The sequence below is a fragment of the Asaia siamensis genome (assembly GCF_014635085.1).
In the GTDB taxonomy this organism is placed as follows: domain Bacteria; phylum Pseudomonadota; class Alphaproteobacteria; order Acetobacterales; family Acetobacteraceae; genus Asaia; species Asaia siamensis.
The window spans coordinates 214,907-236,645 of record NZ_BMCH01000002.1; the positions used below are offsets into that span (position 1 = coordinate 214,907).

22 protein-coding genes and 1 tRNA gene are annotated in these 21,739 nt (G+C 58.9%); 11 read left to right on the forward strand and 12 right to left on the reverse strand.

Annotation, left to right across the window (positions count from 1 at the left end):
• The first annotated feature begins 31 nt into the window (after positions 1 to 31).
• A complete protein-coding gene (locus IEV53_RS04540; protein WP_229719586.1) occupies positions 32 to 1,195 on the forward strand; it encodes an SMP-30/gluconolactonase/LRE family protein in 1,164 nt (387 codons plus the stop codon).
• A gap of 15 nt (positions 1,196 to 1,210) precedes the next feature.
• Here IEV53_RS04540 and IEV53_RS04545 read toward each other — a convergent pair whose 3' ends face one another.
• Positions 1,211 to 1,927 (reverse strand): MgtC/SapB family protein, encoded by a 717-nt coding sequence (locus IEV53_RS04545; protein ID WP_188425602.1) that lies wholly within the window; start codon positions 1,925 to 1,927, stop codon positions 1,211 to 1,213.
• A gap of 206 nt (positions 1,928 to 2,133) precedes the next feature.
• On the opposite strand from IEV53_RS04545, the gene IEV53_RS04550 reads away from it, so the two are divergent.
• Positions 2,134 to 3,609, forward strand: a complete 1,476-nt coding sequence (locus IEV53_RS04550; RefSeq protein ID WP_229719588.1) for an outer membrane beta-barrel protein — start codon at positions 2,134 to 2,136, stop codon at positions 3,607 to 3,609.
• 22 nt (positions 3,610 to 3,631) lie between these two features.
• Here IEV53_RS04550 and IEV53_RS04555 read toward each other — a convergent pair whose 3' ends face one another.
• A complete protein-coding gene (locus IEV53_RS04555; RefSeq protein WP_188425603.1) occupies positions 3,632 to 4,408 on the reverse strand; it encodes an SDR family NAD(P)-dependent oxidoreductase in 777 nt (258 codons plus the stop codon).
• A gap of 6 nt (positions 4,409 to 4,414) precedes the next feature.
• On the opposite strand from IEV53_RS04555, the gene IEV53_RS04560 reads away from it, so the two are divergent.
• Together IEV53_RS04560 and IEV53_RS04565 are read left to right on the forward strand one after the other, a co-directional pair.
• Positions 4,415 to 5,080, forward strand: coding sequence for a hypothetical protein (locus IEV53_RS04560; RefSeq protein ID WP_188425604.1), 666 nt, complete (start codon positions 4,415 to 4,417; stop codon positions 5,078 to 5,080).
• Between the two features lie 322 nt (positions 5,081 to 5,402).
• Entirely contained in the window at positions 5,403 to 7,658 is a 2,256-nt protein-coding gene (locus IEV53_RS04565) for a Hint domain-containing protein (RefSeq protein WP_188425605.1), read from the forward strand.
• Between the two features lie 43 nt (positions 7,659 to 7,701).
• On the opposite strand, the gene IEV53_RS04570 is transcribed toward IEV53_RS04565, so the two are convergent.
• Positions 7,702 to 8,322 carry a 3'-5' exonuclease gene (locus IEV53_RS04570; protein ID WP_188425606.1) on the reverse strand — a complete coding sequence of 207 codons (621 nt, stop codon included), beginning with the start codon at positions 8,320 to 8,322 and terminating at the stop codon, positions 7,702 to 7,704.
• 235 nt (positions 8,323 to 8,557) lie between these two features.
• On the opposite strand from IEV53_RS04570, the gene IEV53_RS04575 reads away from it, so the two are divergent.
• On the forward strand, positions 8,558 to 8,716 hold the full coding sequence (locus tag IEV53_RS04575; protein ID WP_188425607.1) for a hypothetical protein: 159 nt from the start codon (positions 8,558 to 8,560) through the stop codon (positions 8,714 to 8,716).
• A 45-nt stretch (positions 8,717 to 8,761) separates the two neighbouring features.
• Here the strand turns inward: IEV53_RS04575 and IEV53_RS04580 are convergent, their stop codons facing one another.
• The 4 genes from IEV53_RS04580 to IEV53_RS04595 form a co-directional block, all read right to left on the reverse strand.
• Entirely contained in the window at positions 8,762 to 9,310 is a 549-nt protein-coding gene (locus IEV53_RS04580; RefSeq protein ID WP_188425608.1) for a 6-pyruvoyl trahydropterin synthase family protein, read from the reverse strand.
• On the reverse strand, positions 9,297 to 9,998 hold the full coding sequence (queC, locus tag IEV53_RS04585) for a 7-cyano-7-deazaguanine synthase QueC (protein ID WP_188425609.1): 702 nt from the start codon (positions 9,996 to 9,998) through the stop codon (positions 9,297 to 9,299). The genes IEV53_RS04580 and queC overlap by 14 nt, the downstream gene beginning before the upstream one ends.
• A complete protein-coding gene (queE, locus tag IEV53_RS04590) occupies positions 9,998 to 10,639 on the reverse strand; it encodes a 7-carboxy-7-deazaguanine synthase (RefSeq protein ID WP_188425847.1) in 642 nt (213 codons plus the stop codon). Before queE ends, queC begins: the two co-directional genes overlap by 1 nt.
• Before the next feature lie 65 nt (positions 10,640 to 10,704).
• Positions 10,705 to 11,715 carry an aspartyl protease family protein gene (locus IEV53_RS04595; protein WP_188425610.1) on the reverse strand — a complete coding sequence of 337 codons (1,011 nt, stop codon included), beginning with the start codon at positions 11,713 to 11,715 and terminating at the stop codon, positions 10,705 to 10,707.
• A gap of 215 nt (positions 11,716 to 11,930) precedes the next feature.
• Between IEV53_RS04595 and IEV53_RS04600 the strand changes: the two genes are divergently transcribed.
• On the forward strand, positions 11,931 to 12,932 hold the full coding sequence (locus IEV53_RS04600) for an MBL fold metallo-hydrolase (RefSeq protein WP_229719589.1): 1,002 nt from the start codon (positions 11,931 to 11,933) through the stop codon (positions 12,930 to 12,932).
• A gap of 37 nt (positions 12,933 to 12,969) precedes the next feature.
• Here IEV53_RS04600 and IEV53_RS14890 read toward each other — a convergent pair whose 3' ends face one another.
• Positions 12,970 to 13,095, reverse strand: coding sequence for a hypothetical protein (locus tag IEV53_RS14890; RefSeq protein ID WP_264784172.1), 126 nt, complete (start codon positions 13,093 to 13,095; stop codon positions 12,970 to 12,972).
• A gap of 181 nt (positions 13,096 to 13,276) precedes the next feature.
• On the opposite strand from IEV53_RS14890, the gene IEV53_RS04605 reads away from it, so the two are divergent.
• Together IEV53_RS04605 and IEV53_RS04610 are read left to right on the forward strand one after the other, a co-directional pair.
• Complete coding sequence (locus tag IEV53_RS04605; RefSeq protein WP_188425611.1) at positions 13,277 to 14,128, forward strand: ABC transporter permease; 852 nt, start codon at positions 13,277 to 13,279, stop codon at positions 14,126 to 14,128.
• A 2-nt stretch (positions 14,129 to 14,130) separates the two neighbouring features.
• Positions 14,131 to 14,895, forward strand: coding sequence for an ABC transporter ATP-binding protein (locus tag IEV53_RS04610; RefSeq protein ID WP_188425612.1), 765 nt, complete (start codon positions 14,131 to 14,133; stop codon positions 14,893 to 14,895).
• A 125-nt stretch (positions 14,896 to 15,020) separates the two neighbouring features.
• Here the strand turns inward: IEV53_RS04610 and IEV53_RS04615 are convergent.
• Together IEV53_RS04615 and IEV53_RS04620 are read right to left on the reverse strand one after the other, a co-directional pair.
• Positions 15,021 to 15,097, reverse strand: a tRNA-Asp gene (locus IEV53_RS04615).
• A 522-nt stretch (positions 15,098 to 15,619) separates the two neighbouring features.
• The gene (locus tag IEV53_RS04620; protein WP_188425613.1) at positions 15,620 to 16,792 is read right to left on the reverse strand and encodes a phosphatidylinositol-specific phospholipase C1-like protein; all 1,173 of its coding nucleotides are present in this window, start codon (positions 16,790 to 16,792) and stop codon (positions 15,620 to 15,622) included.
• A 309-nt stretch (positions 16,793 to 17,101) separates the two neighbouring features.
• Here IEV53_RS04620 and IEV53_RS04625 point away from each other — a divergent pair, with 309 nt between their 5' ends.
• Both IEV53_RS04625 and IEV53_RS04630 read left to right on the forward strand, forming a co-directional pair.
• On the forward strand, positions 17,102 to 17,722 hold the full coding sequence (locus tag IEV53_RS04625) for a class I SAM-dependent methyltransferase (protein WP_188425614.1): 621 nt from the start codon (positions 17,102 to 17,104) through the stop codon (positions 17,720 to 17,722).
• A 327-nt stretch (positions 17,723 to 18,049) separates the two neighbouring features.
• A complete protein-coding gene (locus IEV53_RS04630) occupies positions 18,050 to 18,508 on the forward strand; it encodes a GNAT family N-acetyltransferase (protein ID WP_188425615.1) in 459 nt (152 codons plus the stop codon).
• Between the two features lie 59 nt (positions 18,509 to 18,567).
• On the opposite strand, the gene IEV53_RS04635 is transcribed toward IEV53_RS04630, so the two are convergent.
• Positions 18,568 to 20,259: a thiamine pyrophosphate-binding protein gene (locus IEV53_RS04635; protein WP_188425616.1), complete on the reverse strand. Its 1,692-nt coding sequence runs from the start codon at positions 20,257 to 20,259 to the stop codon at positions 18,568 to 18,570.
• Positions 20,260 to 20,430: 171 nt separating this feature from the next.
• On the opposite strand from IEV53_RS04635, the gene IEV53_RS04640 reads away from it, so the two are divergent.
• Positions 20,431 to 20,910, forward strand: a complete 480-nt coding sequence (locus IEV53_RS04640; protein WP_188425617.1) for an Lrp/AsnC family transcriptional regulator — start codon at positions 20,431 to 20,433, stop codon at positions 20,908 to 20,910.
• A gap of 61 nt (positions 20,911 to 20,971) precedes the next feature.
• Here IEV53_RS04640 and IEV53_RS04645 read toward each other — a convergent pair whose 3' ends face one another.
• Positions 20,972 to 21,739 carry an SDR family oxidoreductase gene (locus IEV53_RS04645; protein ID WP_188425618.1) on the reverse strand — a complete coding sequence of 256 codons (768 nt, stop codon included), beginning with the start codon at positions 21,737 to 21,739 and terminating at the stop codon, positions 20,972 to 20,974.

Sequence of the window (21,739 nt, forward strand, 5' to 3'; positions counted from 1 at the left end):
ATCTCTTTCATGATGGACAGGAAGAGGGAAAATGAAAATGCGTCTGGCCCTTTATGCCCTGATGACATCGGCGGCACTTGCAGTTTCCTCTCCGGCGCTCTCATGGGCGGATGAGAGTGGGCTGGCCCCTGATGGGGGTGACAGTGTCGATCAGGGTTATGCGCCTTCGGGCAATGTCGAGATTATCGGGCGCTTTCACGAGGCACAGCCTTCCGGCATTGCCATTCTTTCCGATCACCGGCTTGTGCTGGGTTTTCCGCGCAGCCTGCATGATCATGATGGGCCAAGGCTCGCCTTGTTCGACCATGGCAAACTGACGCCCTTCCCCGACGCCCAGAGCCAGGGGCGTTTTGTTTCGCCTCTTGGCATGACGGTTGATTCCAGCGGTCAGCTCTGGGTGCTCGATGAAGGCATTCTGGCCGATAAGGGCACGGTGCCGGGTGCGGCAAGACTGATCCATATCGACCCGGCCTCAGCGCGCATCATCGAGGAAATTCCGCTCACGGCGCCAGCGCTTCGGTCGGACAGTCATCCGAACGATCTGCGTATCGACCTGACCCATGGTGATCGCGGCACGGCCTTCATCACCGATTCTTCGCTTACCGTGCATCCGGCGCTCATTGTGGTGGATATCGCGACCGGCACCCAGCGCCGTCTTCTGGCCGATACCGAGCCGGTGATGCCGCGTCATGGTTTTCTGGCCGTGCTTGATGGCCAGGCGTCTCGTTATGACCCCGAGCATCCGACCATGGCGCAGGCCGGGGCGAATGGCATTGGGCTGAGTGCCGATCAGCAGACGCTGTTCTGGCAGCCACTGACAAGCCGCGAGCTTTATTCGGCGCCGACCGCCGTGCTGGCTGACCCCAAGGCGAGTGAGACCGAAATCGAATTCAGCGTGAAGGATGAAGGCGAGGCCGGTATGGGCGATGGCATGGCCACCGCACCCGATGGTCGTCTGTTTCTGACCGATATCGAGCGGCACGGTATTCTTGCCCGTGCGCCTGATGGCCGGATTTCGGTCATTGCGCATGACCCGCGGCTGATCGCGCCCGATGGTCTGGCCTATAGCGATAATGTGCTCTACGCCACGATCGGCCAATGGTCGCGTCAGCCTGCCTTTCATGGCGGCGTGGACAAGGAGCAGGGGCCCTGGCTTCTGGTCAGGATCGGGCTGCCAGCTGCTCCGGCCCCCTGAGGCCTGTGCGAAGGATCAGGTGTCGGCGTTGAGTGAAAGCGACGCCGCCATCACGCGGCTGTCCTGCATCAGGGCCGAGATCAGTGCTTCGAGTGCGCCCGGCCCGTTTGAGGAGACCATCAGGCTGACATTGATGGCGGCCTGTTCGTCTTCTTCCTCATTCAGAGACAGTTTGCCGATCGTGTAATCGGCTTCCTCAAGCTGCTCCTTGAGCAGGGCAGTCATTTCCTGCACCGATTGACGGCAGGTCAGGACGCGCAGCCCATAACCGGCTTCCATCGATTTTGCCTGAAGGGGAATGCGGTCGATGGCTCGCACGATGGGCCGCAGCAGCGTGTTGCCTGCGATGATGAAGAAGGTGAGCAGGAACCCTTCGGCCAGCATGTCGCTACCGACACAGGCACCGACTGCCGCTGAGCACCAGAGCGTCGCGGCAGTATTCATGCCGCGCACTGTGGCGCCCTCCTTGATGATCGCGCCAGCGCCGAGAAAGCCGATGCCTGACACGACATACGCAATGACACGCAGCGATTCGACATCGCCCGCAATACGCTGCGCAAGATCGACGAAGGCTGCGCCGCCAAGGGCGACGAGGGCATTGGTGCGTACCCCTGCCGTGCGCTGTCGATATTGCCTCTCAGCTCCGATCAGCGTGCCGAAGACGAAGGCTGCGAGCAGGCTGATGCTCGAATCCGTGAAGGAATGGAGGTCGAATGTTTCGATGAACCGCACGGGAGCTCCAGTCTGTTGCAAGAGGGCTGGCCCCGCTGGTCTAGTCGGTTTTGTCGCCTGCGCCCACCCGGCAGACGGTGGATGAGGATGAGGCCCGACCAGCGTTGCAACATTAAGTCACGTGAATGTGAGGTGGTGCCCGGTCCAGAGTGCCGCGCGTTACGGGGCGCGCCCCCCCGCAAGGAATGATTTCAGGAGGGACGACGATGGAGAGGAGAGGCTCAGGCCTGTCAGCCGCGCTGTTCGCGCATCTGACAGTCATGGTTCTGTGCGGGCTGGCTGCGTCTATGGCCGATGAGGCCCATGCCGTGACAACCCTTACAGCGCAAAGCCAGACGACCCCGGCGCAGATCCCTCACGGAAAGTCCGTCCCGCTCGCCGGTGAGGCGCGTCCAGACAGTGTGGCGCGGCGCAAGGCAGCGCGCGCCCGTCCCTCGCGCCCTGTCGCGCCTGTGCGTCAGCCTGTATCCCAGAGCTTCTGGAGCGGTATCAAGACGCATATGACCATCGAGGGTGGCATTGCAGCCAATCCCTGGACGCGATCGGGGCGCAATTTTGGTCAGTTCTTTCTTGATCGCGCGAATACCGCCACGCTCAACCAGATCCTGGGCTCCGTCTCGCATGACATGGCCGAGATAGGTGGAGGTTATGGCATCGGCTTTGTGGCAGAGGCGATGTACGGCTCTGACTCCCGCTTCGATGTGACGGTGGGTATGGGCGACCGCGCTCTGAGTGGCATGTATCAATGGGCGCCGACTCAGGCGCATATCGACCTGCATACACCCTGGATATTCGGCAAGGGGATCGATTTCCAGATCGGTCAATCCTACGGGCTCATGGGGTCGGAAGGCCCGGCGGCGCTGTCCCGTCCCTTTTACAGCTATAATTACAGCTCCGATTTCATCGTGCCGTTCCAGACGGTCGGCATTATCGCCACCGCGCATCTCAGCCCTCATGTCGATGGTATTCTCGGCATTGATGCGGGTAATTCCACCACCTTCGGACAGAGCGGCAACAACAACAGGCCCAAGGGCTATCTGGGTGTGTCCTTTACCCATCTGATGAAAGGCCGTCTTGACGGGCATCTGATCGGGCGCGCCGGGCCGCAGGGCCATGATGGAGACCCCCGTATCTCGCCTGAGGGCTGGGTCAGTGCCGGAATCGGTGATCAGGCAGCGCATCGCATGCAGTACAATGCCGATCTGCTGCTGACCTATCATGCCAGCAAGACGCTCAGCGTCACCTTTGCGAGCACCTGGCTTCATGACGAGATCCCTGATGACGATCTCTATGGCAGCACCGCCTATCTCGCCTGGACGCTCACGCCGTCATTGCAGCTCAATCTGCGCGGCGAGGTGTTTCGTGACAATACGGGGGTGATGATTGCCGCCTATCCCGGTACGACGTCCTTCGGCAAACAGCTGCGTAACGAGCCTTATCCGTTCTATGCGGCGCCGCCCACGACCTATGGCGATCTGACGCTCGGGCTGCATTACGAGCCCGCTTTCATCAACCGACACATGCCGCTAGGCCGCTTCGTTCTTCGGCCCGAGATACGGGTTGATCACAGCCTGAACGGGACAAGACCCTTCAATCGCGAAGCACCAGCGAGCGATCCGATCGTACGCAATGGAGATTCGACCATGTTCTGGTTCTCCTGCGATGTGGTCTGGACGTTCTGATTGCCTGCCGCAGGAGCGGGGCCTAACCGGGCACCGCAGCGGAGCCTGCCAGCAAGCCGCCATCGATCGAGAATTCGGAGCCGGTGATATAGGTAACCTCGTCAGAGGCCAGCATGACGCAGATTGCGGCGACCTCATCGACTGTGCCGAAGCGTTTGAGAGGTGTGTCGGCGACGAGGGCCTTCATGCGTGCTTCACGATCAGGCCCGTCGCCGAGCATGGCTTCCCACATCGGCGTGAGAATGGCCGCCGGGTGAATGGAATTGCAGCGTATTGCCCAGCCTTTCTGGGCGGCATAGAGCGCAACGCTTTTCGTGTGATTGCGAATGGCAGCCTTTGATGATGCATAGGCAGCCGCACCCGGTATGCCGACAAGTCCTGAGCGCGAGGAAATATTGATGATCGACCCGGTGCCGCGCCGCCCCATACCGCGCAACGCGTAACGACAGCCAAGAAACGTGCCGTCCAGATTGGTTCGATGCACCGCGTGCCAGTCTGTCAGGGTCGCATGTTCAGGATCATGGGCGACAACGCCGTTCTCAAATCCGGTAATTCCGGCATTATTGACGACAATATCAGGCGATGGACAGAATGAGGCCAAGGCCTCCCAGTCCTTTTCGGAGCGCACGTCCAGTGAGAGAAAACGGCAGGAAAGCGCCTCGGCCTCGCGCTGGCCATTCTCTGCATCGATATCGGTCAGAATGACGTTGCAGCCCTCATCGCGAAAATGGCGTGCAATTGCGAGCCCTATCCCGCGTGCTGCGCCCGTAATGACAGCAGTCTTGTCTGAAAGACGCATGAGCGAGTGATCCTGATGATGAGACAAGTAAGTCCAGGAATTTATCCTGTTTCACTTCCGTGTTTCCTCTCAATTATTCGGGATGGCAGAAGGCTCATGCCCGATATTAATATGAAAGCTGTTAGTCGAATGGTTGAAATGCCTCTTTTCGAGCCGGTTCATTTCCAGGAGTGTCATTCAAGGGTTATTCACGCCTCTGCGGGCGCGTGCCTTGATGCGGTCGAGGCGTTTACGGTCGAGCAGGATCCACTCATCCGGTTTTGTTTGGGGGTGCGTGATCTGCCGGGGCGGATGATCCTGGGGCAGGCTGCGCATCGCTTCAGCATGAAAAGCTTTGTTTTTCTCGGGCGCATTGGGGATGTTTCTCTCGCGTATGGGCTGGCTGGCTCATTCTGGCGCTGGGATTATGGTCTCGACCAGCAAGCGGCCCAGGGGGCCAGCTTCTGGGCAGGAGACGGCCCGTCGTGTCGTCTGCTCCTCACCTTCGAAACCGACTTTATTAGCGATGATCAGATCCGGCTTCTGACCCGAACGCGTATCTCCTGTCCCGATTCTGCCATGCGCAGCCGAATGGCGGCCTATTGGATGGCCATACGACCCGTGAGTGGTCTGATCCGGAGGCGCCTGCTTGCAAGAGTGGCGCATTATGCCACGAAACAAGGCGCTTATTGATCGATATTTTAATACTATAGAAATAGTTTCATTAAAATGACGTTATTTGACGGTCATAGGTGTGTTCTAGACATCATCCGATAGATTTTTTATGAAAAATGATTGTCCAGTTCTCACCTATCGGTGAGATCGGCCCTTTCGATAAAAACCGCTTTTTTCGAAAAATAAATAATTGAATCGCCGTATCCCCTTGTGTTTCAGGGGTTGTCACATTGCGATACGATGCAATATCACGGTTCCGTGTTCACGGGCGGTGGCGAGCCGTTCCATGTGGAAAAGTAATCCAAAATAGAAATTAAAAATCATAAGTATTGAGGTGGGCTTGTCCATTTTCTTCCAAAGACGTAATGTTACAGTTACGAATGGCTCGACCCGTTATGTTCCCGCAGGGCGTGTAACATCGGGTGACGTTGTCTATGGATTGAATGGCGGCACGGACTGCCCATCGGTGGATCTGGCGTCGGGAGGAACCATCTCCGGGGCCACGGCTCTGTCAGGTGGCGTCGTGGCTGCAGCGGCCAATGGGACCACTTTTGGCGGGACTGCACTTGAAAGTGGTTCTTTTGCCGCCCTGAATCAGGGTGTGGTCGTAAGCGCGACGATCACCGCCCGTGCCGGTCTGGCAGTGGGCAATCTCTCTGGCTATCAGGGTACGCCGGCCTTGGCGATCGCTCCGCATGTCATGAGCGACGGTCATGCCCTGGCCGGCGGCGGCTTCACGGTCAAGGGGCAGAGCTTTTCTGGCTCCGGGGTGATTTCAGGTGGCACTTTCGATGTCGGCTCCACTGAAAATCTGGCCAGTGGTGGAACCGATGACAGCAGCTTTTTCGGCGGTACCCAGATTGTTTCCGCAGGTGCGCTGGCGCTCAGAGGCATTTTCAGCGCCGGGGTGCAGCTGATCAATGGCGGGTCTGCCTCCAGCTCGGTCGTGTCGGCGGGTGGCACCGTTGTCGTGGGGCAGGGTGGACGTGCTTCAACGATGACAGTCGGCAGTGGTGGGACGGCGGTCGTGAATGCTGGCGGCGTCTCGATCAACCAGAATGTTCTCGCCCGAGGGGTATCAATCGTTTCCGCTGGCGGTACGCTTAGCGGGGCGACAATTGCTTCGGGGGGCTCCGGCATTGTCCAGTCCGGTGGCGTCGTCAGCGGTGCAACGATACTTTCCGGTGGCACGCAGGATGTGCGGGCCGGTGCGACTGTCCAGAGCGCCGTTGTCGCGGCTGGGGGTTCCATGATTCTCGCTTCGGGCGCGACGGTCGCCAATCTTCAGGTAGCTGCGGCACCATCCGCTTCTGAAAAGGGCGGCAAGCTGGTGGTCACGCCCGGTGCCGTGATGAGTAATGTCAGTGTCGGCAGGCGCGGCGCCATCGATATCGAGGGCCTCGCCTACAAACCGGGCGGCTCGGTCTCGTTCGAGAACGGCATACTCAAGGTTACCTACGCAGACGGATCGACCTGGTCGACTCCGCTGAGCGGTTCCTACAGGAAAAACGATTTCCACCTCGAATCCGATGGCGATGGCAGCACGATCGTCATGTACGACAAGTGCTTTCTCGCGGGCACGATGATCCGCACGCCGTTTGGCGAGTGTCCGGTCGAGATGCTCGCCGTGGGCGATCTTGTCTCGACAGCCACTGATTTGCCCGGGGCCACCAGTCGGATCACATGGATCGGCTCGGCGGAAATCATCGTCGAACCCTCAAGGAGCGACGATCACGCGGGCTATCCTGTGTGTTTCAGGGCAGGGGCTATCGGCCCTCATTCTCCTGACCGCGATCTTTTCATCACGCCCGAGCACTGCGTATTCATGAATGGCGGGCTTGTGCCTGCGCGTATGCTCGTCAACGGGGCAAGCATCGATTACGACCGCAGCCGCACGCGTTTTACGATCTATCATTTCAGAACAGAGGCGCATGCGGTGGTGTGGTCCAACAACATGGCCACCGAGACCCTTCTGGATGATGGAGAACTGCATGGGCTGGAGCCCGATGCGGCCTCGCGTCATGTGCAGCCTGCCTCTCTGCCTCAGGGTCGCGTTGCGCCGTTGCGGGTTGAGCGAGCATTCGTCGAGCCTCTGCATCGTGCCCTGATGGCGCGGGGCAAGGCGCATCTTGAGGCATTGCAGGCGGAGACCCCCGGCGCAGAGGGTGAGGGTATTGCCTCCTCCATACTTCAGGACCCTGACCTGCATATTGTCTCGAATGAGGGGCATGTCGTTCGCCCGTCGCGCAGCACGGAAGATATGGTCATTTTCCACGTGCCTGCCGAATGGGAAGAGGTGCGTATCCGGTCACGGGCAGCGCGGCCCTTCGATGCGGAAGGGCCTTTCATTGACGATCGGCGGTCTCTCGGGGTGCTGATTGGTGATATCCATCTCTGGGACAGTCATGGGGCCACGCAGCTTGACACCCATCTCAGCGATGCGTCGCTGGAGGGGTGGAATAATATCGAAGCTGTTCCGATGCGGTGGACCACAGGAGATGCGCGCCTGCCGCTCGGAAGACGTCGGGTCGGGTCGCCGGGGGTTCTCGGTATAAAAATCCGTGCAACTGCCGCTTATGAGCGTATCGCCTGCTGAACACGTTGCCTTGATATGACATGAGAGACGCGAGCGCGATGCCTCAGGGGAAGAGCTGCTCCTGTCGGCTCATATCCCTGCCTGAGCGCAGGGCCGCGCCACGGCGCACATGTCTGGCCTGGGTCAGTCTGAAAAGTTCATCCGGCGGCGCAAGAGCGAGCTGTCGTTGCAGGATATGCGCGGTTACATAGGCATCTGGCCCCGCTCTGTGGGCGGGCGCGGCAAGGCTGCGATCAAGGTCGAGTTTCAGCCAGTAGCGCAAAATCTGGTTTGTGTGACGCGGCGCCTCCGGCCAGAGCTTCTGTCCGATGCGCAGTGTGCACAGCCATCGCAGGCCGCCCGTAATGGCGTCGGTCAGGAAATGCCTTTCGAACGCAATATGATGGGCGGCCAGCATGTCGGGGCAGGGGCTGTGCTGAACCAGCGCGCCAAGGGCATCGGGCGTTGCATGGGGCAGATCGGCGGCAAAATCTTCCTCCATCAGGTGATGAACCGCCTGGGTCTCTGGTGTGAGCGGTGCGGAGGGTCGAAAGAGCTGGGTGCGCGGGGGCTCCATCTGCCAGGCGCCGTTGATCAGAACCAGATCGACCGAGCCGAACTCGATGACTTCAGAAGAGGCGGGATGATTTCCCGAGGTTTCGAGATCAATAACACGCAGGCGCATCGAGTCGACGGGTTCCGGTTGCAGGGCACAAGATGAGTCTTGATTTGCCCGTTTCTTTGGTAAAAAGCGCAGTTACAAGAAACAGTTCGTATCGATGGTTTTTCCGTCTAAACTTTTCACGGCATGTGACGTTTTGTTAATGTGGAACGCAAAAGCCGTCATGCGCCTCATTGTTTCATAACGATGCCAGATTGACGCCATGTTCCCTTGATGTCCTGAAATAAAGGAGAAGGCCATGAGCAAGAATTCGACTTCGCACCGAAATGATGTTCCCGCCCTCGACGCTGACGTCAAGGCGGCTCCTCAGAGCTCAAGAGACGTCAAGACAGACGACCATGGCGCTTTTCGTGTCCATGTTCAGCTGCTTGGTCAGGAATGGTCACAGACACATTGATCGCTGCGTCTGGAGCTGCGCGTGATCGGATGCTGCGCGTCCGGCTCAGAGCGCTGCCCTGACGTCTGAAATCGTCGGGTCGGCACGGTGCCACCAGTAATCTGTCGCTTCGCCTTCCATGAGCGGCAGAAAAGGATCAGGGGCGCCCGTCAGCCTGACCGTGTTGGTTGGCGTCTCCTCCAGCGTGAGACTGGTGCAGCAGAGCACATCGCCTTCCGCACGCAGGAAAGCCTTAAGCTTGGCGTAGAGCAGGGCAGCCATCAATTCGGTAGTCGGGTCGCCGGGTGTCACGACAATCCGGTCGACGCGTGCGGGTTCGTTCGCAAGAAACCACCCAAGCAGCGGGTCTGACGACGAGATCTGGAAAGCGTGGTCGAGGCGGGTATCGATGAAATCGTGCCAGCGCGCTTTTGCCTCGGCAAAAGGCACGACCATGTTGCGCGCGCCATCCAGGCGCGATGGAGTGCGTGCCTGCAGCGTGACAGTGACGAACTCGTTATGTCCGTGCGGAATGGCACAACGCTCGGAACTGCCTGCAATCAGGCGATGCCCCATACTGAAGCGCCGGGTAAAGCTGAGTTCAAGCGCCGACATAGCTTGACCATCCCTTGGCGCGCAGTTCGCAGGCGGGGCAGGTGCCGCAGCCAAAGCCCCAGTCGTGCTGATGCGCGCGGTCGCCCAGATAGCAGCTATGGCTGTCGCGGTTGATCGCCGACACCATGTCCTTGCCACCCAGCGTTTCGGCAAGGCGCCAGGTCTCCGCCTTGTCCAGCCACATGAGTGGCGTGTGCAGCACGAAGCGCGTCTCCATGCCAAGATTGAGCGCCACCTGCAGCGCCTTGATGGTGTCGTCACGACAGTCGGGATAGCCGGAATAGTCGGTCTCGCACACACCGGTGACGATATGACGGGCGTTGCGTCTGACGGCCAGTGTTGCGGCAAAACTCAGAAAAAGCAGGTTGCGGCCCGGGACAAAAGTCGAGGGCAGGCCGTTCTCGTTCATCTCGATGGCCGCCTCACGCGTCAGTGCGGTCTCGGAAATCTGGCCAAGAACAGAGAGGTCGAGCGTATGATCCTCGCCCAGCCGGTCCCGCCACTCCGGCCTGGCGTCGATCATGGAAATACGCAGCCTATCGCGGCACTCCAGTTCAACGGCATGGCGCTGGCCATAGGCAAAACCCAGGGTCTCGACATGTGCAAAACGATCAAGCGCCCATGCCAGACAGGTGGCGGAATCCTGCCCGCCCGAGAAGAGAACGATCGCCGTGTCATTGGAGAGCATCAGGGAATCCCGATCAGCTTGTGGGTTTGCAGCGACAGGCGCCAGCGCGGGTTTTTCAGGCAGTAGGCAACGGCTTTCTGCGTGTTTTCGATGCGATCGGGTCCATCCATGGGCTGCAGCCAGAAATGGGTGAAATCCCAGGTCTCAAACAGTTCGGGGGGGAGAGCCTCCTGCGGGAAGACCAGCTTCAGTTCCTGTCCCGAGCGCTGCACAAGGGTGCTGGCTGGCTTGGGGCTGATGCAGACCCAGTCAATTCCTTCCGGCGCCCTGATCGTGCCATTGCTTTCGATGGCGATCTCGAACCCCGCTTCATGCACCGCTGCGACGAGAGCGTCATCAATCTGCAGCAGGGGCTCTCCCCCCGTGAAGACGACATAACGGCGTTCTGGCTCGGCCGATGCCTGATCCCAGCAGGTGACCAGAGCCTGAGCCAGGTCTTCTGCTGTGGCAAAACGACCGCCACCCTCGCCATCGGTGCCGATGAAATCGGTATCGCAGAACTGGCAGGCGGCTTTATGGCGGTCTTCTTCACGGCCAGACCAGAGATTGCATCCGGCAAAACGACAGAACACGGAGGCGCGCCCTGTATGGGCACCTTCTCCCTGAAGTGTCGCGAAGAGTTCCTTTACGGCGTATGGCATGCCTCGCATGTCGGCGAGCCGGGCGCGCGATGCAAGTGAAAAATGGGTCTTTTTCGCAGCAGACCTTATTTGGCGGCAGTTTCTGGGGCTGCGGAGGAAGGCTGCGGCTGATCTTCGTCAGGCGGTATCTCGGATATATGCTGCACGTACATCGTGTGCTGCGTCGTGATCCAGACGCGGTGATGACGCAGGAAATCGGCGCCGAACAGAGCGTCATCGAGCGTATCATTATCCATGATGATCACTTCAGGATTATGGATCGTGAAATCTCCAAGCGTCATCGTTTTGAAATGGTGATGATAGGCGGTGACCCTGTCGCTGCCCACGGCCTCGAAATCGATCGAGGCTCGGTCTTTTTTCAGCATCTCATCAGTGACACCCAGTTCATGTGCCAGGCGAAGTGGCAGAACGGTGCGTGAGGCGCCCGTATCGAAAATGGCACGTATCGGCTTACCCCCATCGAGTGTGAACTGCAGATGGAGTTGCATCTGATCGAGATCGCGCTCGATCGGGACGGTATGCATCATCCCCTTCCACAATGGCGCCGGATAGGGGCAGCGCTTCATGTCGAGCAGTTGCATCTGATGATGCGGCATATCGATGACGAGGTCGGTTGCCAGCAGGATCTCGGCGCCCAGAAGCCCCACCAACGGCGGCAGAGGGGGTTTGGTGGCACCGAAGGATTGTGTGGTCATGGCAAAGGCGTGGTTTGTGTTCGTGGCGCCACCAAGCCCGATATCGTCCACCTGCACGATACGCTGGAGTTCCGTGCCTTTGACCCCGGTCGTTCTCACCATGCCGGTGGAATAGGTCAGATCGAGCATGTCTGCGTATTTTTCACTCAGCACGCTGTTGAAGGCCCCTGAATCGACAGTGAACAGGACGGGATGCCTGTTGATCGTAGCCCGCACCACTGGCGTATTCTGGTACGAATCAAGCGGCAGGCGCCCAATCGTACCAATGACGCAGGAGCCGTCTTTTGCAGGCGTATCGCAGCCGGCCAGCAAACACATGGCAAGCAGGAAAAGCGGGCATGAAATCGATCGCGCAATCGGTCCTGATCTGACGCTTTTCATGGTGTTTCCACGATTCTTTCTTTGGACTTCAGTGGTATTATTTGTAATTGCAACGACACTGTAACAGCCTTGGCTTTCTCGCAAGTAGGTCGTTTCCTGATTCCTGGTCGCACCATGCCGCGTATCGGGTTTGCGCGTTCACCTTGTCTCAACCGGATGATGCCGATACCTGCTCGTTAACGGCCTCAAAGACAGGGAGGCGAGGAGTGAGTTGCATGCGTGCCAGGTTCAGACAGATTGCTCTTATCGGCGGGTTTATGGCGGCCATGCTTTTCCCCGGTGAGTTGGCACGGGCCAGGGGCTTTGACGTAACGGTACTCGGCGCACATGGCGGGCTCGAGGACGGTAATCTGAGTGCTTATCTCGTGCGCGAGCAGGGGACAGATGTCGGCGTTCTTCTGGATGCCGGTACGGTCATGAATGGCATCGAAAAAGCAAATGCGGCCCATGATTTCGATCATCTTGCCCTGCCGAATGATCCGAAGACCTCGCGTACCGGCCTGCTGATCCATCATGTCATTCAGGGCTATCTGCTCAGCCACGCGCATCTGGATCATGTGGCGGGGCTGCTGGCTGTGTCTCCCGATGATCGGGGCAAGCCCATCTATGCCCTGCCTTCGGTCCTGTCGGTAATGCAGGATGACCTTTTCAATCATCGCGTCTGGCCCAATCTGGCCGATCGTGGGGCAAAGCCTGCCCTAGGGCTGTATCATTATCATGATCTGTTTCCCGAGCGGACCGTACCGCTCTCAAGCACGAAACTGAGCGTCACCGCCTATCCATTGAGCCATGGTGCTGTTGAATCGACGGCATTCCTTCTGCGTTCTGGGTCTGATGCGCTGCTCTATCTCGGCGACACCGGACCGGATGCTCTGGAAAAGGGAGACAGGCTTGCCGCACTCTGGAAAGCTGTTGCTCCTCTGATCAGGGCTCACCAGCTTCGTGGCCTGATCATCGAGTGTTCCTATGACAACAGCAGACCAGACTCACAACTATACGGCCATCTGACCCCCGCCTGGCTGCTGCGCGAGCTTGCTGCATTGAAGGCTGAGGCTGGTGTGTCGATGAAGGGCTTCCCGGTGCTTGTTGCCCATATCAAGCCTCTCCTCACCAGTGGGGCGTCGGCAGAGGATCTTATCGCAGCCCAGCTTCAGGCAGGTAATGTCGAGGGGTTTCGTTTTCTGATCGCCCGACAGGGGCTTGCCGTCTCGTTTTGAAGGAATGACGCCGCCATGCCTGTGTGTGGCGGTTTCTCTAGTCGTCGGAAGAATTGAACAGGTCCGACTTGTTGATCCGGTGAATCAGAAGCCCGGCCATAAGCGGGCCGATCGCGTAGCCGGCGAAAACAAAACAGATCATGAAATAATCGGCATTGGTCATTTCTGCTGAAAGGCCTCGATCGCTGCTTCGCGATCATAGACCAGACGCGCCAAGCGATCCATCTTGCGCATGGCGGGCGATGGTTTTCGCTTCGTCGAGAGGTGGCTGAGAGCGCGGACCCTTGGAGCGACGCGTCTGAAAGGCTAGAGCTTCTGCTCTGGTCAAGCAAAGAGCGAGAAGCATGAACACGACTCAGCCAAGGGCAGGCGACAGGGAAACGATACTCGATCTGTTTCCCCTGTCAGGATGGGGGCGATTCAAGGCGGCATTCGTCGATCTGCGTGAGGGCCTTCGTCTCCTGCCTCTGGCCATGACCCTGGGGTGGCTCGATATCAAGATGCGCTATCGCGGGTCGGTTCTCGGGCCATTCTGGTTGACAATCACGACGGCTGTCATGGTGATCGCGCTGGGGTTTCTCTACGCCGAGTTGTTCGGCATCGTGCTGAAAACCTATCTGCCTTTTCTGGCGCTTTCTCTCGTTCTCTGGGGATATATCTCGACTCTCATTACAGAGAGCACGACCGTCTTTTCACAGGAAACGCGCCTGATCCAGTCTGCCCGCAGACCGTTCAGCGTCTTCGCGATTCAGGCCATTATCCGTAACCTGCTGGTTCTGGCACATAATGCCGTCGTCGTTCTGGTCGTCTTTCTCATTTTCGATATCGTGCCCCTGAAAATCTGGCTGATTCTGCCTGCGCTCGGGCTCTGGATTATCGATAGTCTTGCCATCACGCTGTGCCTCGGGCTTTTCGGCGCGCGTTTTCGCGATATCCCGCCAATCGTGGGCTCGCTGCTTCAGGTATTCTTCTTTGTCACGCCGGTGATCTGGAAGCCTGAACTTGTTGGCACCCTTGGAGGCTGGTTGTTGATCGATCCGTTCTATCCCCTCCTGGCCATCATTCGGGCACCGCTTCTGGGGGAGACTCTTCCGCTCGTCATCTGGGAGGCGGCTCTTGCCCATAGCGCCGTTCTGATTGTCCTTGCGGCTGTCTTCTTCGCCCGTTTCCGCGCGCGCATTGCTTATTGGGTTTGACCATGACCAGAGTTCTCGTTGACCGTCTGTGCCTGCACTTTCCGGTCTATCATTCTGAAAACAGCACCCTGAAGCGCTCCATGGCCAGTGCCGTCAGCAATCGCAGCGGGCAGCGGGCCGGTAGCGCCCTGGTGGAAGATGCGCGTCATCGCGTGACGATCGACGTGCTAAAGGATATCAGCTTCACGCTGGACAAGGGTGAGCGTCTGGGTCTCATCGGGGGGAATGGTGCCGGCAAGACGACGCTTCTGCGCGCTCTGGCCGGTATTTATGAGCCGGTTTCAGGGCGCGTGCGTGTGCGTGGGTCCATCGGCACATTGCTCGACACGCAGCTTGGAATGAATATGGAACTGACAGGTCTGGAGAATATCCGCCTGCGCTGCCTGTTCCATGGGTTCGGTCAGGCCCAGGCCGGGTCGATCGCGCAGAATGTTGCCGAGTTTGCAGAGCTGGGTGATTTTCTGGCTCTGCCGGTCAAGACCTATAGCAGCGGCATGCTGGTGCGCCTTGCCTTCGGTCTGGCGACGGCCATTACGCCTGATGTGCTGCTGATGGATGAATGGCTCATGGCCGGCGACATCACCTTTCTGGAAAAGGCGAAAAAGCGCATCGAGAGCCTTGTGCAGGATTCCGATACGCTGGTCATGTCGTCTCATCAGCCCGAGATCATCAGACGCTGGTGCACACGCCTGATCTGGCTGGAGAACGGCCAGATTCGCATGGACGGCCCAACAGATGCGGTTCTGGACACTTATCTGGCGGCTTGAGGGCCGCACCGTTCTCCTTAAGACGTCTGCTTCCGCTTTCTGCTCCGGCAGAAAGCACACACACGGAAAACCAGCGCTTGATTAAGCAAGAACGCTAAATTTTCTGATCGAATTTTCGGAAAAAATGGCGCGAGTGACGGGGCTCGAACCCGCGACCTCCGGCGTGACAGGCCGGCGCTCTAACCAACTGAGCTACACCCGCATGAAGCTTTTCAGCTTCAGCAACCGCTTCGGAGGAGGCCGTAACGTCCTCGTCTTCGGTGAAGGGGGAACTACCAGTCCCGATTTCTTTTGGCAACAGGGGGTAGCGATTTTTTTTCATTTTTCTTGTTCGCCGCGCCATTGGATCGGGGAGGGCAGCCAGGTGGGAAGTCAGCATGGAGCGGGTTCCCGATAACTATCTGGTAAGGATACAGGTGCGTTCGACGGGCTCTGTACGGCTCCACGCTGGCGGCGAGAGGGAGCACGGTGATTCTGGCTCTCTCGAAGGCGGGCTTTCAGGTCGTATGAGCGTTCCTGATCACTGAGAGAGCCGGAATCGAACGCGCCCGTCCGTCGGGCGCGGCTATTTCTCTGCTCACAGGGCAGTGTTCGGTCTTGCAGAAGTGCCGGGTAGGTTATCGAGGGAAGGCCTTCGGTCGGGACCGAAGGCTTCCAGGTTGCACCGAGTCGATCATGGGAGCAGGGGCATAATCCCCGGCAGCCGTGAGGGACGCTGCCTCTTTCAGGGTTCGAGCGCGTTGCTCCGGCATGAAGCCGGAGCATTAACCGGGTTGCAGCGTGCGACCAGATTCGGACCGAAGCTGACCGCGTAACCATGCCACGGCGCCGGTTCGAAACCGGGATAATCGGTGCTGATGAGATGCGCGCCGGAAGAGAAAGCGACATTGCGACGTTCGAGATCGTTCTGCCGCGCTTCGATTGTATTGGCATCGGCGCGGGTACGCACGAGATAGCCCTGTTTCACCAGATTAGGGATGATACGCGCAGCCGCGGCGTTGTCGACAGCCTCGCTGCCATTGCCCTTGGCGCCGATGAAGCCCTCATTGATCTCTGTGAAAGCGCAGTCCGGGTCGCCGGGTTTGGCGTTGGTAAAGACGATACGGTTGCGCAGGGCCGGGTGGCCTTGGGTATAGCGCGCTGTGTCATGAGGCCGGTCGAACAGGAAAACGACCTTGCCACGCGTCTGTGACAGGCTGGGCCAGCCATGTTCATGCACGGCGCTGTCGAGCGTCTCTGCCGAGCCGCGCACCTGGTCGGGGGTAACGATTCCATTCTGTCCGAAAACCGAGACCAGCTCGGCATCGAGCCGGTCATAGGTGGCAGGGGTAAACACTTCCGGTGGCGTAAAATCGAGCTTGCCGCCTCCAAAGGGAATATCCTGCTTGGTCTCAAGGTCGATGAAGACAGGCACATGGTTCGGATGCGCATCCGACCAGGCCTTGATTTCGGACAGACAGACACGAAGCGGCTGACAGTTCGATCGCTGGTCGATATCGACGATATGCATGACCTTAAAATCTGTGCCCTGCATTGCCTGCGGCGGCGTCGGGTCGCGATTGGGCGTCAGCCCTGCCTTGCGCTCCCATTCAGGGCCCTTTGGATGGGCATAGCGGCCACCCTCGCTGTCAGCATAGATGTCGATTTCAAGCTGGCGCACGCCGTGATCGAGCTGCGACGTGATTGTGTCATGATGATAATCGAGCGCAATCGCTGCCTGAGGCGAGAGCTTCGTCAGCCATTTCAGCGTGGTGGGCGAGATGTCGCGCCGGTAGCTGTTATGGGTGCCGATCACCTGTATCTGGTTGAGATGGACCGTCTCATCCATCGGCCCGGCATGGGCAACGCCCATTACGGCCGTAAGGAGAGTCAGGGGCAAGGCAGAGCGTAGGCGCATCGACAGATCCTGAAAGCGGGCCAGGGAGCCGCGATAAGGACATGGCTTTGAGGGGGCTGGAAGGCGCCAAAGGGCGCGTCATGAAATCTTCATCGGGCCTATAAAAAAATGCCACAGAGAATTCATGGTCGACGATCAGGTTTTGAGAGCAGAAACCAAGCCTCTGTCGTGATCAAAATTCTCTCTCGATCAGTAATATCGGACGTTTCTTGGGTTTTCAGCCGGGCCCGGCGTCGCACCACGCAGAAATGTGTGACGGTTCAACGTGGGCGCTGCCCTATACTGCGTGTCCCTCAAGGAGGAGACAGCATGGGCGATGGCCGCGTTTGTTGGGATGAAGTCTATTCGGGCAAGGCAGCGACAGAGCTGAGCTGGTATGAGGCGCATCCCGACCTGTCTCTCAAACTGATACTGGACCATGCGTCCGCACGCCGAGCGGTAGTCGATATTGGCGGCGGCGTCTCATTTTTGCCGGATGCCCTTCTCGACGCTGGTTTTGATGAGGTGACGAGCCTTGATCTGTCTGCTGTCGCGCTCAAGTGTGTTGCAGCAAGGCTGAAAACTGCCGGAGCACGTTTTCAGCCGGTTGTCGCCGATGTAACAGAGTGGGAGCCGGGGCGAGTTTACGATGTCTGGCATGATCGTGCCGCGCTGCATTTTCTGGCCGCCCCCGAGGCTCAGGCACGCTATGCACGCGTTCTGCGGAAGGCTCTGAGCACAGGCGGTATCGCGGTTATCGCGACTTTCGCCCCAGACGGCCCAACCCGTTGCTCGGGCCTGCCGGTTGTGAGGCATGATGCTGTCTCTATCGCTTCGCTTTTGGGGGAGGGGTTCACATTGCTGGCAGAGCAGCGACACACCCATCACACGCCCGGCGGCGCACGCCAGAATTTTCAGAGCGTGGTTTTTCAGAAAACTGGCGGTGTCTGAACGATCACCGCTCATCAGGCATGGGAGGGGACAAAATCACGAGTTGTTCTGGAGGGCAGTTTTACGTGAGAAATGTGTCCCGCATCCAGTCGATCACGGCCGCGCGCTGCCTTCCCTTATCCGTGTCAGCATCAACGGCCCAGAGAGACAGGGGCGGTAGATAGCGAATTGTCGTCTTCGACTTCATGAAGAATACTCATTGGGGAGGTCATTGATCATTCCTTTCGTTCCATGAGCGTGGCATCCGGCGCTGGACGTTCAGGGGGCGTGATGAGAAGGTCTGTCCCCCGGTGTAACCCTTGATAGCAGCAGGAGGCGAAGCGTCACATGATCGAAATCCGGGTCGATGATCTCACAGGGGCAGAAACCCGGGCCCTGTTGGCCCTTCATCTGGCGGGCATGGCGGAGGATACGCCTTCAGCCAGCCGGTTTGCCCTTGATCTTTCAGGTTTGCAGGTGCCTGAAGTCACGCTCTGGTCAGCACGGATTGAAGGGCGTGTGGCAGCGATCGGGGCGTTGAAAATGCTTGGGGAAGGACTGGCTGAGGTCAAATCGATGCGTACCCATCCCGATTTTCTGCGACGCGGGGCCGGGGCGAAAATTCTGGCGGTCATCATCGCCACGGCGCGAGAGCGCGGCCTGAAACGACTGAGTCTGGAGACAGGTACCACCCCGGCATTCGCCTCAGCGATCGCGCTATATCGCAAGAGCGGTTTTGTCAGCGGGCCAGCTTTCAGCATCTATCAGGCGAGTGCGTATAACCAGTTCTTTCATCTCGATCTGTGAGAACCGGCAGCCAGGGCGCGCGCCCTGGCTGGTTTTCGGGTGGTGCCGTGAAGGGCACCTTACCGGCTGATCATGATCTCGATCAGATTGGTGGCCCCACTCGCAATGCCGGCCTCAATGGCCGGAGCAATATCCTGTGCGCGTGTCAGGCGACGCGCCGGAACCCCCATCGAGGTGGCAAGCGCCTGATAATCGATGGTCGGATTGACGAGATCCATGGCGATGAAGCGACCGGTCTGGGCTGCCGTATAGTTTGCCTGACCGCGCATGAAATTTTTGAGCACGTTATATTCGCAGTTATTCATCACCACGAAAGTGACAGGCAGTTTTTCATGGGCGGCGGTCCAGAGCGCCTGCGGTGAATAGAGGGCGGCGCCATCGCCTACCAGGCATACGACGGGCTCGCGTTTGAGGCCGAGCGAGCAGCCAATGGCGGCTGGCATGCCCCAGCCAAGCGCGCCCCCACGCAGAAAGGAATATTGCGCCGGGTCATCACTCTCGAGAAAACTGCGCACGAAAGTCGATGTCGCGATGGCTTCGTCGACGATGGGTGTATGTGGCCCGATGGCACGCACCGCCTCGCGGGCAGCGAGGATGGGCGGAATGCGCTCAGCGTCGAAGCCTGCATCGGCGCGTGCATGCAGGGCACGACGCTCTTCCTGTCTTCTGTCTCGGGCGGCGCTGCCGAGTGCCGCATAGTGAAGTGCATTTTCCGCGCTCGCTGTCGAGAGAAGAGGCAGCAAGGCCGTAAGAGACGGTTTGAGAGCGCCACAGCTCGAGAGAAGGGTCGGATAGGTACGGCCCAGATCGGTCACATCCGACGAAAGCTGGTACACTGCGCAGCCCTCAGGCACGGCAGAGCCTTCGGTATAGAGAATGGTGATGAGCGATTTGCCACCAATGGCAAAAATGGCATCGTAATCCGACAGGATCTCGGCAATGCCGCGCGCCGTGGTCGGCAGATTGCCCCGCCATAGAGGATGTGCGGTGGGGAAAGGCACGCGAGACGGCCAGGATGAGCCATAGACAGGCGCCCCGAGCATTTCCGCCACGGCAACAGCCTCCGAGGCAGCCTTGCTGGCGTGAATCTCATCCCCCGCAATCAGGGCCAGGCGCCCCGGTGCGATGGCTGAGAGTGCCTGGGCCAGTTCTGGCAGGCCCCCGGCAATGGAATCGCGATTGATGCGTGAGGGGGCGCCGCTCCCGATCGTGCTCATCTCTTCCATGATATCCATGGGAAGCGAAAGAAAGACCGGGCCGGACGGCGCTGCGTCGGCATCGTGAAAGGCGCGTCGCACGAGGGTCGGCAGCTGATCGACAGAGGCGACCTCCTTGCCCCATTTCACGGCAGGCTCTGCAATCTTGAGCAGATCGCCGAAAAGCAGCGGATCGGTGACGGCGTGACGCAGATCCTGCTGCCCGGCGGTCACGACGAGCGGCGTTTGCGACACATGGGCGTTGAGCAAATTGCCCATACCATGGCCCAGACCGCCTGCCGTATGCAGGTTGAGAAAGCCGGGGCGTCCTGATGATTGCGCGTAACCATCGGCCATGGCGACGGCGCTGGCTTCCTGCAGGGCCAGGATATAGCGGATATCAGGCTTGCGCAGCAGGCTGTCCATCAAGGGCAGCTCGGTCGTGCCGGGATTGCCGAAAATATACTCCACTTTCTCGCTGGCAAGAATTTCGAGCAGGATATCGGCGCCGCTTCGGGCATTGAGCGTGCTGGTTCTGGCAAGGCTTGCTGTCATGGTCTCGAACCTGAAGAAAGATGCGAAAAACAGGATCGCAAGCCGGAAAGGCAGCGATCGTCTAACGAGACGATATCACGCCAGTTTCTGATAAAAATTGCGTTTTTCAATGTCTTTCAGCTATTGAAAAGAAAAAACAATTTGGATTTATGGTAAGATGGAGCATAAAAATTGCTTGAGGAACTCGATGCCATCGACCGGCACCTGCTGGTCCTGCTGCAACAGGATGCATCGCGTTCCACAGCCGAGTTGGCCGATCTGGTTGGCCTTTCCCAGGCGCCCTGCTGGCGGCGCATCCAGCGTCTGAAGGATGCGGGCATTCTGCAAAAGCAGGTCTATTTGGTTGATCGACGCAAGATCGGGCTGAACGCCCAGCTCTATGCGCTGGTCAAGCTGACGGCGCATGCGCGCGGTAATCTCGCCGCTTTCGAGGAAGCGATACGCGATTTTCCCGAGGTGCAGGATTGTTATGTGCTTCTGGGGTCGACGGATTTCATTCTGCGCATCGTGACGCGCGATATCGAATCCTATGAGCAGTTCTTCCTGAAAAGACTGGCAAGCGTGCCCGGTATTCAGGAAGTCAATTCGATGGTGGCGCTTTCGGAAATCAAGCACACGCTCGAATTGCCGATAGAGCGCCTGACCTCCTGAAAATCGGTATCAGAGGGGCCAATGCCTCTTTGCAGATGTCAGGGTATCCCTCTGACGGGAATTACCAGCAGCAGAAGCCGCCATCGACCAGCAGATCGACGCCCGTGCAGAAAGACGCAGCGCGGGAAGAAAGGAAAATAGCTGGTCCGACCATTTCGCGCGGCAGGGCGATGCGGTTCATGGGAGTGTCGTTTTCGAACACTTTCACGCGTTCGGCCCATTCGGGACGGGTGTTCATGGGGGTGGCGGTATAGCCGGGGCTGATGGTGTTCACGCGAACGCCACGGGTTGCCCATTCCATGGCCAGACTCTTACTGAGATGGATCACGGCAGCTTTCGAGGCGTTGTAATGCGCCTGCATGAGCCCACGATTGACGATCACGCCCGACATCGAGGCGATGTTGACGATCGACCCGCGGCCATTGGCGAGCATGGCGCGACCCTCGGCCTGAGACGAGAGAAACACGCCAGTGGTGTTGATATCGAGCACACGCTGCCACTGATCGCGGCCCATTTCCTCTGCCGGAGCCGCATTGGCGATACCTGCAGCATTGACCGCGACAGAAAGAAGACCCAGCTCGGTCTGGGTGGCGGCGATGGCATCGGCGAGGCTCACCTCATCCGTGGCGTCGCCCGTGCAGACCAGAACAGAGCGTGTGAGCCCGCGAATGCGGTCAGCGGTTTCATCGAGTCCCTTGCGTGAACCCGGCAGGTCGAAACAGGCCACCGAGGCGCCTGCTTCTGCAAGGCCGATGGCAATCTGCTGGCCAATTCCGCTGCCAGCGCCGGTTACGAAAGCGATGTCGCCCGAGAGGTCGAAAAGATCCAT